Origin of the sequence: Fluviicoccus keumensis (assembly GCF_004217445.1) — a bacterium.
In the GTDB taxonomy this organism is placed as follows: Bacteria; Pseudomonadota; Gammaproteobacteria; order Pseudomonadales; family Moraxellaceae; genus Fluviicoccus; species Fluviicoccus keumensis.
Genome location: NZ_SHKX01000012.1, coordinates 119,572 through 132,842, shown reverse-complemented (window position 1 = coordinate 132,842; position 13,271 = coordinate 119,572). Strand labels below are relative to the sequence as shown.

The window sequence follows — 13,271 nt, the reverse complement described above, 5'->3', positions numbered from 1 at the left end:
CCGATAAAAACCGACAAATGCTCATTTTCAGTATAATTCCCTTGTGAACCAAGGTGATGGGCGGGCTTGTCAAACGCGTTATTGGCCGTCGGGCAGACAAAAACTGTCTGCCCTGCCCTTTACTTTTGGCGAAATGCAGGTAGTCTCTTTGATTAAGAAATACTACCGTACTGTAATTTTTTAGCAGCTTAAGGTTACAATACGGTCAAGAATGACGATATCACCAAAACCATAAGAATCATTTTCCGCACAACCACGGATCACTGGGGCCAAACATGCATGTTCCGGGCTTTCTCGCTAGACCAAAACTCCTGATTGCGTCCATGATCGGCTTCTGGCTGACCGGCCTCGCCTGGGGCGAGACAGCGGGTCGCGTCAATTTTGTCTCCGGTGATGTCGCCGCCGTCAAACCCGATAATACCCGCCGAATGTTGGCTCGCGGCGACATGGTCAACAGCGGCGAACGCCTTGAAACCGGCAGCAAGGCCCGTGTGCAGATCCGCTTTACCGACGGCAGTTTCCTGGCCCTGCAGCCCAATACCGTTTTCAGCCTGGACACCTACCAGTTCAACAAGGACAAGCCCGAGCAAAGCACGCTGGTTTTCAACTTCCTGAAAGGCAGCATGCGCGCCATCAGCGGCGCCATCGGCCATATCAACCGCGCCAGCTATGCCATCAAGACCCCGACCGCCACTATCGGTATCCGGGGCACGGACTATGCCGGCATCGTCAGCAACAACCAGCTCCTGCTGAACGTGCTGGGCGGCATCGTCAACCTCAGCAACGGCATGGGCAGTTCCGACGTCCAGACCGGCCAGACCTTCATTGTGAAGAACGGCGCCGCGCCCGCCTTGTTCAAGGGCACGTTCCCGGCGCAAATCGACAATGTCGAGCCTGACGTCACCGACGCGCCCGCATCGGCATCGGCGACACCGCCGGTCGCGCCGAATCCGGCTACCGTCGTTGCCGGCACCGCCGCCACGGCCGTCATCGCCTCCACCGAACTGCCCGAAAGACCGCGCCTGGAAAACTACGAAAACTACAACCAGTTCCTGCAGGCGATGTACGCCTACAAAAAGGCCGAGGCCGCCCGTAATCAGGCCTCCCAGCCCGTGCCCAACACCCCGGTGATTGATATTGAAAAACTGAAGGGCATGGCGCCGATCGACGCGGACCTGGAAACCGAAACCGTGCAGGCTCCGGTAACCCCATCCTTGGTCACCGAAGGCCCGGAGACGATTGATAGCGCGGTGGCCATGGCCAAGACGCTGCATCTGCCTCATTACAGCCCGGGGGAGAACTACCACCGTTCAACCTTCAAGAGCTTCCCGCTGATGCCGGTCGAAACGCCAACGCTGGAAGACGCCTCCATCAATGACACCTTCAGGCTTGGGACCGTTACCGAAAACATGTTGCTGGGCAACAACGCCAGTACTGTCAGCAATCAGGCGGGCAGCATCATGGTGCTGCGCCCTGACCTCAACAACAAGACCGTTTCCGTCATGCTGGAACAGGGCGACCACGTCATCCGTTTCCTCGGCAACGTGGTGCAGATACAGGGGCTGGATGGCCTGGAAATCCAGTGGCAGATCCGGGACTGACCCGGATCCCCCGCCTCAGACCACCTTGACCCGCCGCATCAATTGGCGGGTGATGGCAGGCGAAAGACGATCCAGATACATTGCCAGCCGCTCCTTGCCTCCACCGATCACAACGTGCGCCTGTCCTGCCGCCAGTGCGTTCAACGCCTGACGGGCGAACTCCTCCGCTGGCAACCCCTGCTCCAGCGCCGCATCCATAAACCCCTGGGGCGCGCCGGTACCGGTCAAGGCCGCCAGCGGCTATGGTGTCCGGATGAAGCCGGGATAAATCACCGTCACCCCCACCCCGCTGTCATGAACCTCCGCCCTTAAGGCATCGTGGAACGATTTCAGGGCGCTCTTGGCGGCGGCATAGGTAGAGCGCATCGGCGTTGCAATCAGTCCGGCTATGCTGGAAACCGCCACAATCCGCCCCTGACGCCGGGAAAGCATGTACGGCAACACGGTCTTCACCAACGCCACCGGTCCGAAGAAGTCGGTTTCCATCAACGCGCGATCCACGGCCAACGATGTTTCCCTGACCAGGGAACGCTGGCTGACACCGGCATTGTTGATCAGCATGTCAATGCGACCCAAGCGGTCCAGCACATACTGCATCGACGGACCGAATGTACCGATATCCGTCATATCCAGCGGCAGCACCAAATGCCTGTCAGGTTCGGTACAGGCCAGACGGACTTTTTCCAGCATTTCATGGCGACGGGCGGAAAGCACCAGTTTGGCGCCCTCGGCGGCCAATGCATAGGCCAGCGCCTCACCAATCCCGCTGGAAGCGCCGGTAATCCAGATTACCTGATTCTGAAAACGCATCATCTTGCACTCCGGTTGCATCGCCCCGGGATCAGGACGGAAGGCTGGCAATAATATCCTTGAGAGTAGCGACCGGATCCGCCGACTGCGTCACCGGACGCCCGATCACCAGATAATCCACCCCGGCCTCAATCGCCATCGGCGGTGTCATGATCCGGCGCTGATCGTCCCCGGCGGCTCCAGCCGGGCGGATACCGGGCGTAACCAGCGCAAAGGGCTTCGGATGCGCCTGACGCAGCATCACCGCTTCCTGCGCCGAACAGACCACCCCGTGCAGGCCGCAATCGGCCGTCAACGCGGCGAGCCGCCTGACCTGCTCTACCGGCTCAATATCCAGGCCGATTTCCGCCAGGTCGCCTCGTTCGGAACTGGTCAGCACCGTCACGGCAATCAGCAAGGTGGAATAGCCGCCTTGGGCAAGCCGTTCCCGCGCGGCCGTCATCATCCGACGGCCGCCGCTGGCGTGCACGTTCACCATCCATACCCCCAGATCGGCGGCGGCATGCACGGCGGAAGCCACGGTATTGGGAATGTCGTGGAACTTCAGATCCAGAAACACCTCAAACCCCCTTTCCTGTAATGCCCGGACGACTGACGGTCCTTCCCGGGTAAACAGCTCCTTACCAACCTTGAGGCGGCACAGTGAAGGGTCAATACGATCCGCCAAGGCCAGAGCGGCGCGGGCATCGGGATAATCGAGGGCTACAACGACGGGGGAATTGATCGGTTTCATGGAGGCGCGTCAACTGATGTCAGGCGCGTATTGTAAAGCATGAATGCCCGGGAAGGCAGGGATCAGACATTGCCGGGCGTACGTGTTTGCTGCTTGCGCAATGACTCCAGCTCGCGACGGGTGCGACGCACCTGAAAATGCAGCGGAAGAACCCGGAACGCAACCAGCGCCACAACAATACCGGTCAACGCGCCACAGGCAAAACTCAACAGTGTGATCAAGCCGATACCGGCTTCGGGAAATTCATAGAAGAACAGATTCAGCGAAGCGGTGCGGCCATGATTGACCACAACGATCCACAACCCCGCCATAAAGAAGACGAGAGAAACCAGCGACAAAAAAATCTTGCGGACGCTCTGGAGCGTCATGACGCACCGTCTTCGTAGTTGACGCGATCCTTCAACTCCTTGCCGGGCTTGAAGTGCGGCACATATTTGGGCCCAACCTCAACGGTTTCCCCGGTTTTGGGATTACGACCCGTACGCGGTGGACGATAATGCAGGCTGAAGCTGCCAAAGCCGCGGATTTCCACCCGCTCCCCTTGGGCCAGTGTTTCCACCATCTGTTCAACCAGCGCCTTGACGGCCAGTTCCACATCTTTTTCAGTCAGCAACTGCTGTCGCGACGCGATACGGTTTATCAGGGCAGACTTGGTAAGGGCCATACGCAGATCCTCGAAATCTATGTTCCTGATTTATCATAAAAAAACGGGAGAGGCAAAGCCTTCTCCCGTCTTTTTTTTCAACCGAAGCGGTCGCTTACTTCATTTGCGCCTTGATCAGGTCGCCAATGGTGCGAGGACCGGCGGCGCCAGCATCCTGCGGCGCATTGCGCAGGTTGGTGATGGCTTCGCGTTCTTCGGCTTCGTCCTTGGCCTTGATCGACAGGCTGATGACGCGCGACTTGCGGTCAACACCGATGATCTTGGCTTCGACTTCCTGACCGACGGTCAGGTGCTTGGAGGCATCTTCCACGCGGTCACGGATGATTTCGGAAGCCTTCAGCGAAGCTTCAACGCCATCAGCCAGCTCAACGGTAGCGCCCTTGGCGTCAACAGCCTTGATCACGCCCTTCACGATGGCGCCCTTTTCATTGGCGGTCGTGTAGTCGCTGAACGGATCCTTCTGCAGTTGCTTGACGCCCAGCGAGATACGGTTGCCTTCCGCGTCGACGGCCAGGATGACGGCCTCGACCAGATCGCCCTTGCGGAACTTGCGGATGGCTTCTTCGCCGGCTTCGTTCCAGGAGATGTCGGACAGGTGAACCAGACCGTCGATGCCGCCGGGCAGACCAATGAAGATACCAAAATCGGTGATCGACTTGATGTTGCCGGAAACCTTCTGGCCCTTCTCGTGGTTCTTGGCGAACTCTTCCCAGGGGTTGGCCTTGCACTGCTTGATGCCCAGGGAAATACGACGACGTTCTTCGTCGACTTCCAGCACCATGACGTCCACTTCGTCACCGATCTGAACGACCTTGGACGGGTGGATGTTCTTGTTGGTGTGATCCATTTCGGACACGTGCACCAGACCTTCCACGCCTTCGGCGATTTCGGCGAAGCAGCCGTAATCGGTCAGGTTGGTGACGCGGGCGCGGGTGACGGTGCCCTTCGGGTACTTGGACATGATCGCCAGCCACGGATCTTCGCCCAGTTGCTTCAGGCCCAGGGAGACGCGGTTGCGCTCGCGGTCGAACTTCAGCACCTTGACTTCCATTTCCTGGCCGACTTCAACGACTTCGCTCGGATGCTTGACGCGCTTCCAGGCCATGTCGGTGATGTGCAGCAGGCCGTCGATGCCGCCGAGGTCGACGAATGCGCCGTAGTCGGTCAGGTTCTTGATGACGCCCTTGACCACTTGGCCTTCTTGCAGTTGGCCCAGCAGTGCTTCGCGCTCAGCAGAGGATTCGGCTTCCATCACGGCGCGGCGGGACACCACGACGTTGTTGCGCTTCGGATCCAGCTTGATGACCTTGAACTCGAGTTCCTTGCCTTCCAGGTGGGTGGTGTCGCGGATCGGACGGGTGTCGACCAGCGAACCCGGCAGGAACGCGCGGACCGGACCGATCTCGACGGTGAAGCCGCCCTTGACCTTGCCGGAGATGAGGCCGCGAACGATTTCGGCGTCGTTGAAAATCTTTTCCAGGCGAGTCCACGTTTCGGCGCGCTTGGCCTTCTCGCGGGACAGGACCGTTTGCCCCATGCCGTTGTCGAACGCGTCAACGACCACTTCAACGGTGTCGCCGACCTGGACTTCCAGTTCACGCTGGTCGTTCAGGAATTCTTCGCGGGGAACAACACCTTCGGATTTGAGACCGGTGTCCACAGTGACCCAATCGGAGTCAATGGCGACAACAACACCGGAAATGACAGCGCCGGACTCAAACTGAAGTTCGCTTTCGGCAAAGAGGGAGGCAAATGATTCGCTCATGAATATACCCAGGGATGCGGATGCATCGATTTTTGGCCGCGCACAACCAGCTTGCGCGCGGGCAGACAAATGAGGCGGACAACACGACCAGGCTGGTGACGCCGGGCTGCCGCCTTTCCAAACCGGAAAAGCCGGTCAGGACCGGCTTTTCCCACGAAACTTGTCAATCAGGAACCGAGATGGTCCCAGAACGCCCGGAGGGACGGCGTCTTGCAGGCTGAGGCAATCACGGCCTGAAGCACGGCTTCAATCCCCAACGCCGTGCTGTCCAGGACGATAGCGTCGGCGGCGGGCTTCATCGGAGCGACGGCGCGCTGCGTATCACGCAGGTCGCGGGCGCGGATGTCTTCCAAAATGGCGGCTAAATTAGCATCAAAGCCCTTCTGGAGCAACTGCTTGTACCGCCTTTCGGCGCGGGCTTCGGCAGAGGCTGTCAGGAATATCTTCAGACAAGCGTCCGGAAACACCACCGTGCCCATGTCACGGCCGTCTGCCACCAGTCCGGGCAGTTCGCGGAAGGCATGCTGGCGCTGCAGCAGCGCGGCGCGGACTCCCGGCAAGGCGGCAATGCGCGAGGCCGCGGCTCCCACTTCCTCGGTGCGGATGGTTTGCGTGACGTCTTCCCCTTCCAGGATCAGCATCGCTTCGCCGTTATTGTCTTCGAACTGGACATCCAGATAAGCGGCCAGCACCTCCAGACCCTTTTCATTATCGGTCTGGACCCCGTGCTGTTGCGCCGCCAGCGCCAGCAAGCGATAGAGCGCGCCGGAATCCAGGACGTGAAAACCGAGCTTCAGCGCCAGGCGATGGGCAATGGTGCCCTTGCCGGAACCGCTGGGACCGTCAATGGTAATGACCGGCGGAATCTGCTGTTCGCGGACAACGGGTTCAAGGTCTGCACTCATGCGTGCCTCCAGCAAAGTGATGACAGGACTGCCTGGTGTTGGAATTCTTGTGCGGCAGGCGCGTGCTTTTTATAGAAGTCCGGCCGGAAAAGCAACCGTAACCGGTAACAAAAGGTGCCTGAGGCCCCTTTTACCGGACGATTGCCTCTTAATCGGCAGACCTCTAACGGAACAGATCCTGCAGTTCTTCGCTGGAAAAAATCTGGTCGTACCATTCCTTGCGGATTTCCCGGCTCTGGATATCCGTCTTCACGCGCTTGATGAAGTCGTGGAAGTCCTGGTTGATGGTGGCCATCTTGTTCAGCACATCCCAGTCCAGCGTTTCGGTGCGGGCGGCCGGAAAGATGATGCTGGATGCATCCGGCTCATTCGGATTCAGTTCGATGATGCCGATGCCGAAGGTCGCAGACAGCCGGCCCAGTTCGGAAATGAACTCTTCGTCGTCCGAAATACGCGCCGCCACCAGATAGCCTTCGTTCGCCCATGACGAATTGGAGACTGCCTGGAAGAAGGTTTCGCGCAGGTTGGCGAAGTTCAGTTCGCGCTTCAGTTCGAAAGAATAGAAGCGGACCGCCGTATTGCCCAGGGTCGAGTTCAGTTCATAGACATCGGTTTGCCACTCTTCCATCGGGAAATAGCAGCCCACCATGTCGGGATGGAACCATTCGCCGTAGTCCTTGTTGTCGGTGCGGCTGAGACGGATGGTGCGGGTGTACACGCGCAGGTGCAGCGAGGCGAAATAGCTCAGCAGCGGATACAGGTCCTTTTCCAGGAAGTTGCCGCGCGCCACCGGACGCTTTTCCGCGCCCTTCTTGGCATCCAGCGGCAGCTCCTGCAACAGCGGCAGCTCGAACGGCACCGGCATGTTCTTGAGGAAGAAGCGCACCGGCCGCGAGCCGGTCTTGATGAACGGCGAGGCGGGATTGTCGCGCATGTCGATATACAGCCGGGCGCCAAGGGTGCGGACTGGCGTCTTGCCGCGCGAACCGACCTGGGCGTCGTAACCCAACTGCCGCGCCAGATCCCAGATTTCCTCCGAAGACAACGGTCGCTTCTGTTCCGTCAGCAAGCGTTTGGCCAGATCCAGAAAACTCAGTTTTTCCATGGCCAATTAGTTTTCCACCACGCGGATGTTCAGGCCCGCGCCACGCGCCAGTTCCACGAATCCGGGGAAGCTGGTGGCGACGTTGGCGCAATCGTTGATTTCAATGGTGCCGGTGGCGCGCAGAGCGGCCATGGCGAAGGACATGGCAATGCGGTGGTCACCGTGGCTGACCACCGAACCGCCGCCGATGGGGCCGCCCTCGATGATCATGCCGTCCGGCGTCGGAGTGGCTTTCACGCCCAAGGCAATGAGGCCGTCGGCCATCACCTGGATGCGATCGGATTCCTTGACGCGCAGTTCTTCCGCGCCGGTCAGCACCGTAGTGCCCTCGGCGCAGGCGGCAGCGATGAACAGCGACGGGAATTCATCAATCGCCAGCGGCACGTCCGCTTCATTGATCTTGATGCCTTTCAGCTTGGCATGACGCACGCGGATATCCGCCACCGGTTCACCGCCGACAATGCGTTCGTTCATCAGCGTCAGGTCGCCGCCCATGTCGCGCAGGATATTGAGGATGCCGACGCGGGTCGGGTTGATACCGACGTGTTCCAGCACGATGTCCGCGCCCGGCGCAATGCTGGCGCCGACCATGAAGAAGGCAGCCGAGGAGATGTCGGCGGGCACATCAATATTGGTCGCGGTCAGCTTGCCGCCGCCACGAATGCGAATGGTGGAGCCTTCGGTCTTCACGTCATAACCGAAGCCGCGCAGCATGCGCTCGCTGTGGTCACGGGTCGGCGCCGGTTCGGTGATGACCGTCTCCCCTTCCGCCCACAGACCGGCCAGCAGCACGCCGGATTTGACCTGGGCGCTGGCAACCGGCATGTCATAGACAATACCCTTCAGCGCCTGGCCGCCCTTGATGCTGACCGGCGGCGTGCCCTTCTCGCCGGTGGTCTGGATCACCGCGCCCATGGTGCGCAGCGGCTTGGCGATGCGCTCCATCGGCCGCTTCGACAGCGAGGGGTCGCCGGTCATGACGGTATCGAACTTCTGCGCGGCCAGAATACCGGACAGCAGGCGCATGGAAGTCCCGGAATTGCCGCAATAGATGGCATTCGGCGGGCACTTCAGGCCGTGCAGGCCGACGCCGTGAATCCGCACTTCGCCGTTCTTCGGTCCTTCAATCACCACGCCCATGTCGCGGAAGGCCTGCAGCGTCGCCAGCGCATCTTCCCCTTCCAGAAAGCCGGTGACTTCGGTGACGCCTTCGGCCAGCGAACCCAGCATGATGGAACGGTGCGAAATGGATTTGTCGCCGGGAACGCGGACTTGGCCCTTCAGGCTGCCGCCGGCTTCTACGAGGAATTGCAGGTTTTTCGGATTCATGGTTTTTGCATAGGCCGTGCCGGCCAACATGTGGGTGAAATGGTGACGGGCGGCTTGCGCGCGGGTCAGGATGCCCAGCACCGCCTCGCTGTCATGAGCGACGACGGCGGCGCGCAAGCGCTCCACGCCCTGGGTGAAACCGTCGAGGGCGGCAAGGATACCACGCTCGTTGGCAAAAAAGATGTCGTGCCACATCAGCGGGTCGCTGCCGGCGATGCGGGTGAAATCGCGGAAGCCGCCGGCGGCGTAACGGAAAATATCGAGGTTCTGCGACTCGCGCGCCAAGGCGTCCACCAGCGAGAAGGCCAGGAAATGCGGCAGGTGGCTGGTCTTGGCCAGCACTTCATCGTGGCGCTCGACCGTCATCTCCAACACTTCGGCCCCGGCGGCTTCCCACATCCGGCGCACCCTGGCGGTGGACTCGGCGGCGGTATGCGGCAAGGGCGTCAGGATGACCTTGTGGCGCTGGAACAGGTCCGCCTTGCCCGCCAGCACCCCGCTCTGCTCGGACCCGGCAATGGGGTGGCCCGGCACAAAATGGATCGGCACCTCGCCGAAGACGCGCGCAGCGGCTTCCACTACGTTGCCCTTGGTGCTGCCGACATCGGTCAGGATGGTGTCCGGCCCGACGGCTTCGCGAATGCTGTGCAGCACGCTTTCCGTGGCGCACACCGGCATTGCCAGCACCACCAGATCCGCACCCTGCACGGCATCAGCGGCGTCGGCATAACCGGCGTCAATCAGGCCGATGTCCTGCGCGGTCTTGAGCGTGCGGTCGCTGCGGCTGCTGGCGACGATGGTGTCGGCCAGCTTCTCGGCGCGCAGCACGCGCGCCAGGCTGGAACCGATCAGGCCGAGACCGATGAAGGCAACACGGGCGAACATGGCTCAGCCCAACACTTTGGTCAGGGCTTGCAGGAAGCGCGCATTCTCGCCTTCCAGCCCGATGCTGACCCGCACCCAGGTGGGCATGCCGTAATTGGCGATCGGGCGGACAATCACGCCTTCCTTCAACAGGGCCTGAAACACTTCCATTGCCGGACGCTTGGCGTCGAAGGCGATGAAGTTGGCGCGGGACGGAATGAATGCCAGTCCGAGCGCATTCAGCCCGGCTTCGATCTGGCGCATGCCGGCGGCGTTGAGTTCGCGGCTCGCGGCGACAAAGGCGTCGTCACCCAGACTGGCGGTGGCGGCGGCCAGACCGAAGCTGTTGACGTTGAACGGCTGGCGCACGCGGTTGAGGATATTGGTCACATCCGGATGGGCAATGGCGTAACCGACGCGCAGCGACGCCAGACCATAGGCCTTGGAGAAGGTGCGGCTGACCAGCAGGTTCGGGTATTGATCGACATAATCAAAGCCGTTCATGAACCCGGCTTCCGTCACATATTCGACATAGGCCTCATCCAGCACCACCAGCACGTTCGCCGGAATCTTTGCCATGAAGGCTTCAAACTCGGCGCGCTCGAACCAGGTGCCGGTCGGGTTGTTAGGGTTGGCGATGAACACCACCTTGGTCTTGCCATTGACAGCGCGGGCCATCGCCTCCAGGTCATGGCCGTAGTTCAGGGCGGGCACTTCCACGCCCTTGCCGCTGGCGGCCAGTACGGCCAGCGGATACACCGCGAAGGCGTGCTGGCTGTAAACCGCCTCTTCACCCGGATTGATGAAGGCGCGCGCCACCAGTTCCAGGATGTCGTTGGAACCGTTGCCCGGGGTGATGCGGTTGTGCGCGAAACCGAACTTCTGGCGAATCGCTTCCTTGAGGGCGAAGGCATTGCCGTCGGGATAGCGGCCGATCTGTGTCATTTCCGCCTGAATGGCGGCAACGGCCAGCGGTGAGCAACCCAGCGGATTCTCGTTGCTGGCCAGCTTGACGATGTCGTCCAGCCCCAGCTCGCGCTTCAGTTCGTCAATCGGCTTGCCGGGCTGGTAAGGGGAAATTTGTTGCACGCCGGGGGTGGCGTTGCTGAAAAAATCGCAGGACATGAGTCGGATTCCTGTGGCAAGCCCCGCGACCATCAGAATGGCCGCCGGAGCGTTTCGCGTTTAGATAACAGCTTTCGGGTACGAACCGAGATTCTTCAACTCGCGCACGCGGTCGTGCAGCTCGTCCAGCACCAGCTTGACCTGCGGCTGCTGCTGATGGCCCTCGAAATCGATGAAGAAGACATAGGACCAGATATCCGACTGCGACGGCCGCGTTTCAATCCGCGTCAGCGACAGGCCATTGCGGTAGAACGGCTCCAGGATGCGGTACAGCGCCCCGGCCTCGTTGTGCGCGGCGACTATGATCGAGGTCTTGTCATCCCCGCTGGGCGGCGTGCTTTCCGTACCAATGATCAGGAAGCGCGTGGTGTTGCTGGGATTGTCTTCAATGTTCTCGTGCAGCTTCTTCAGTCCGTACAGCTCGGCGGCGGTTTCCCCGGCGATGGCGGCGGAATGCCACTCGCCCTTCACCAGCCGCGCGGCCTCGGCATTGCTGGAGACAGCAATGCGCTCGATCTTCGGGAAATGGGCATCCAGCCACTTGCGGCACTGCGCCAGCGACTGCTGGTGGGAGTACACGCGGGAGATGTTCTTCAACTGCGTGCCTTCGGCCACCAGCAGGTTGTGGTGGATGCGCAGCTCCACCTCGCCGATGATCTTCAACCCGGAATTGATGAAGCAGTCCAGCGTGTGATTGACGACGCCTTCCGAGGAGTTTTCGACCGGCACCACGCCATAGTGGGCGCTGCCCGCCTCGACTTCGCGGAACACTTCATCAATGGTGGCCATCGGCCGCGTGATGGCGGCGTGACCGAAATGCTTGAGCGCGGCGGCGTGGGTGAAAGTGCCGTTCGGACCAAGGAAGGCGATCTTCAGCGGCGACTCCAGCGCCAAGCAGGCAGACATGATTTCACGGAACAGCTTGGCGACGGTTTCCCCGGCCAGCGGTCCCTGATTGCGCTGCATCACCATTTGCAGCACCTGCGCCTCGCGTTCGGGGCGGTAGAAGCTGGTGATGGTGGGGTCCTCGGCCTTCTTGACCTCAGCCACCGTTTGCGCGCAACGCGCCCGCTGGTTGATCAACTCGTGAATCTGCACATCAATGGCGTCGATTTGCTGGCGCAGTTCGGGAAGCGTGGGCAGTTTTTCGCTCATGAGCGTATTCCGTCGGGCGTGGGTCTGGAGATCAGGAAACCGGAAAACCGGGCGGCATCATCATGCCGCCCAAGACATCAGCCGTAACGGCGCGCGAAATCGGCCATGAACGCCACCAGCGCGTCCACGCCCTCTTCCGCCACCGCGTTGTAGATGCTGGCGCGCATGCCGCCCACCGAACGGTGACCGGCCAGATTGAGCAGGCCGGCGGCATCGGCTTCCTTGAGGAAGGTCTTTTCCAGTTCCGGCTTGGCCAGCGTGAACGGCACGTTCATCATGGAACGGTTGGGCAGCGCCACCGGGTTGCCGTAGAACTCGCTGCCGTCGATGGCGGCATAGAGCTTGGCAGCCTTGCGGCGGTTGATCTCGCCCATCTTTTCCAGACCGCCCTGCGCCTTCAGCCACTGGAAGACCAGACCGGACAGGTACCAGGCATAGGTCGACGGCGTGTTGTACATGGAGCCGTTGTCGGCGTGGATCTTGTAGTCGAGCATGGTCGGCGTGCCGGGCACGACCTGACCCAGCAGATCCTCGCGCACGATCACCACCACCAGACCGGCCGGGCCGATGTTCTTCTGCGCGCCCGCATAGATCAGCCCGAACTTCGACACGTCCAGCGGTTCGGCGAGAATGATCGACGAATAGTCGGCCACCAGCGACACACTGCTGTCGGGGATGAAGTCGAACTGGACGCCGTGAATGGTTTCATTCGGCGTGTAATGCAGGTAAGCGGCGTCCGGGTTGACCTGCCAGGTCGCCACGTCGGGCACCTTGCGGAAGCCGTTGGCTTCGTCCGAAGCAACGACATTGACCTGACAGAACTTCTTCGCTTCCTTGATCGCCTTGTCCGACCACATGCCGGTATTGACGTAATCGGCGGTGGTCTTGCCGCGCAGCAGGTTCATCGGGATCATCGCGAACTGCTGGGAAGCGCCGCCTTGCAGGAACAGCACCTTGTAGTTCGACGGGATGTTCATCAGGTCGCGCAGGTCCTGTTCGGCCTGTTCGGCGATGGCGACGTAATCGGCGCTGCGATGGCTCATTTCCATCACGGACAAGCCCTTGCCGTGGTAATCCAGCATCTCGACCTGGGCTTGCTTGAGGACGGCTTCGGGAAGCGCGGCGGGGCCGGCGCAGAAGTTGTAGGCTCGCATCGGGGTTTCCTGCATCAAATCAAAATCGGTTCGGGCGGCCCCGCGCACGGGGCCGCCGGTA

13 protein-coding genes are annotated in these 13,271 nt (G+C 60.9%); 1 reads left to right on the top strand and 12 read right to left on the bottom strand.

The features are described 5' to 3' along the window. Window positions 1–323: 323 nt before the first annotated feature. Complete coding sequence (locus EV700_RS08735; RefSeq protein WP_165391398.1) at window positions 324–1,601, top strand: FecR family protein; 1,278 nt, start codon at window positions 324–326, stop codon at window positions 1,599–1,601. Between the two features lie 15 nt (window positions 1,602–1,616). Here EV700_RS08735 and EV700_RS17045 read toward each other — a convergent pair whose 3' ends face one another. The 12 genes from EV700_RS17045 to serC all read right to left on the bottom strand — a co-directional run bounded on the left by EV700_RS17045 (window position 1,617) and on the right by serC (window position 13,210). After that, complete coding sequence (locus EV700_RS17045; protein WP_242610230.1) at window positions 1,617–1,829, bottom strand: hypothetical protein; 213 nt, start codon at window positions 1,827–1,829, stop codon at window positions 1,617–1,619. A gap of 12 nt (window positions 1,830–1,841) precedes the next feature. Continuing rightward, the gene (locus tag EV700_RS08730; RefSeq protein WP_242610229.1) at window positions 1,842–2,414 is read right to left on the bottom strand and encodes an SDR family NAD(P)-dependent oxidoreductase; all 573 of its coding nucleotides are present in this window, start codon (window positions 2,412–2,414) and stop codon (window positions 1,842–1,844) included. Window positions 2,415–2,442: 28 nt separating this feature from the next. Next, complete coding sequence (pyrF, locus tag EV700_RS08725; protein WP_130412829.1) at window positions 2,443–3,144, bottom strand: orotidine-5'-phosphate decarboxylase; 702 nt, start codon at window positions 3,142–3,144, stop codon at window positions 2,443–2,445. 62 nt (window positions 3,145–3,206) lie between these two features. Beyond that, window positions 3,207–3,512, bottom strand: coding sequence for a LapA family protein (locus tag EV700_RS08720; protein WP_130412827.1), 306 nt, complete (start codon window positions 3,510–3,512; stop codon window positions 3,207–3,209). Further along, window positions 3,509–3,808, bottom strand: a complete 300-nt coding sequence (ihfB, locus tag EV700_RS08715) for an integration host factor subunit beta (protein WP_130412825.1) — start codon at window positions 3,806–3,808, stop codon at window positions 3,509–3,511. The genes EV700_RS08720 and ihfB overlap by 4 nt, the downstream gene beginning before the upstream one ends. 94 nt (window positions 3,809–3,902) lie before the next feature. Continuing rightward, the gene (gene rpsA / locus EV700_RS08710) at window positions 3,903–5,573 is read right to left on the bottom strand and encodes a 30S ribosomal protein S1 (protein ID WP_130412823.1); all 1,671 of its coding nucleotides are present in this window, start codon (window positions 5,571–5,573) and stop codon (window positions 3,903–3,905) included. A gap of 167 nt (window positions 5,574–5,740) precedes the next feature. Next, on the bottom strand, window positions 5,741–6,478 hold the full coding sequence (cmk, locus tag EV700_RS08705) for a (d)CMP kinase (protein ID WP_130412821.1): 738 nt from the start codon (window positions 6,476–6,478) through the stop codon (window positions 5,741–5,743). Between the two features lie 163 nt (window positions 6,479–6,641). Then, window positions 6,642–7,583, bottom strand: coding sequence for a COG2958 family protein (locus EV700_RS08700; RefSeq protein ID WP_207224622.1), 942 nt, complete (start codon window positions 7,581–7,583; stop codon window positions 6,642–6,644). Between the two features lie 6 nt (window positions 7,584–7,589). Further along, window positions 7,590–9,797 (bottom strand): bifunctional prephenate dehydrogenase/3-phosphoshikimate 1-carboxyvinyltransferase, encoded by a 2,208-nt coding sequence (locus EV700_RS08695; protein ID WP_130412819.1) that lies wholly within the window; start codon window positions 9,795–9,797, stop codon window positions 7,590–7,592. 3 nt (window positions 9,798–9,800) lie between these two features. Further along, window positions 9,801–10,901, bottom strand: coding sequence for a histidinol-phosphate transaminase (gene hisC, locus EV700_RS08690; protein WP_130412817.1), 1,101 nt, complete (start codon window positions 10,899–10,901; stop codon window positions 9,801–9,803). Between the two features lie 60 nt (window positions 10,902–10,961). Further along, a complete protein-coding gene (gene pheA, locus EV700_RS08685; protein WP_130412815.1) occupies window positions 10,962–12,056 on the bottom strand; it encodes a prephenate dehydratase in 1,095 nt (364 codons plus the stop codon). Between the two features lie 77 nt (window positions 12,057–12,133). Beyond that, on the bottom strand, window positions 12,134–13,210 hold the full coding sequence (serC, locus tag EV700_RS08680; protein WP_130412813.1) for a 3-phosphoserine/phosphohydroxythreonine transaminase: 1,077 nt from the start codon (window positions 13,208–13,210) through the stop codon (window positions 12,134–12,136). Window positions 13,211–13,271 lie beyond the last annotated feature (61 nt).

Bases quoted from the DNA above. Each gene is read 5' to 3' on its own strand.
- EV700_RS08735 (WP_165391398.1), top strand. From the start codon at position 324: ATGATCGGCTTCTGGCTGACCGGCCTCGCCTGGGGCGAGACAGCGGGT.
- EV700_RS08730 (WP_242610229.1), bottom strand. From the start codon at position 2,414: ATGATGCGTTTTCAGAATCAGGTAATCTGGATTACCGGCGCTTCCAGC.
- pyrF (WP_130412829.1), bottom strand. From the start codon at position 3,144: ATGAAACCGATCAATTCCCCCGTCGTTGTAGCCCTCGATTATCCCGAT.
- EV700_RS08720 (WP_130412827.1), bottom strand. From the start codon at position 3,512: ATGACGCTCCAGAGCGTCCGCAAGATTTTTTTGTCGCTGGTTTCTCTC.
- ihfB (WP_130412825.1), bottom strand. From the start codon at position 3,808: ATGGCCCTTACCAAGTCTGCCCTGATAAACCGTATCGCGTCGCGACAG.
- rpsA (WP_130412823.1), bottom strand. From the start codon at position 5,573: ATGAGCGAATCATTTGCCTCCCTCTTTGCCGAAAGCGAACTTCAGTTT.
- cmk (WP_130412821.1), bottom strand. From the start codon at position 6,478: ATGAGTGCAGACCTTGAACCCGTTGTCCGCGAACAGCAGATTCCGCCG.
- EV700_RS08700 (WP_207224622.1), bottom strand. From the start codon at position 7,583: ATGGAAAAACTGAGTTTTCTGGATCTGGCCAAACGCTTGCTGACGGAA.
- EV700_RS08695 (WP_130412819.1), bottom strand. From the start codon at position 9,797: ATGTTCGCCCGTGTTGCCTTCATCGGTCTCGGCCTGATCGGTTCCAGC.
- hisC (WP_130412817.1), bottom strand. From the start codon at position 10,901: ATGTCCTGCGATTTTTTCAGCAACGCCACCCCCGGCGTGCAACAAATT.
- pheA (WP_130412815.1), bottom strand. From the start codon at position 12,056: ATGAGCGAAAAACTGCCCACGCTTCCCGAACTGCGCCAGCAAATCGAC.
- serC (WP_130412813.1), bottom strand. From the start codon at position 13,210: ATGCGAGCCTACAACTTCTGCGCCGGCCCCGCCGCGCTTCCCGAAGCC.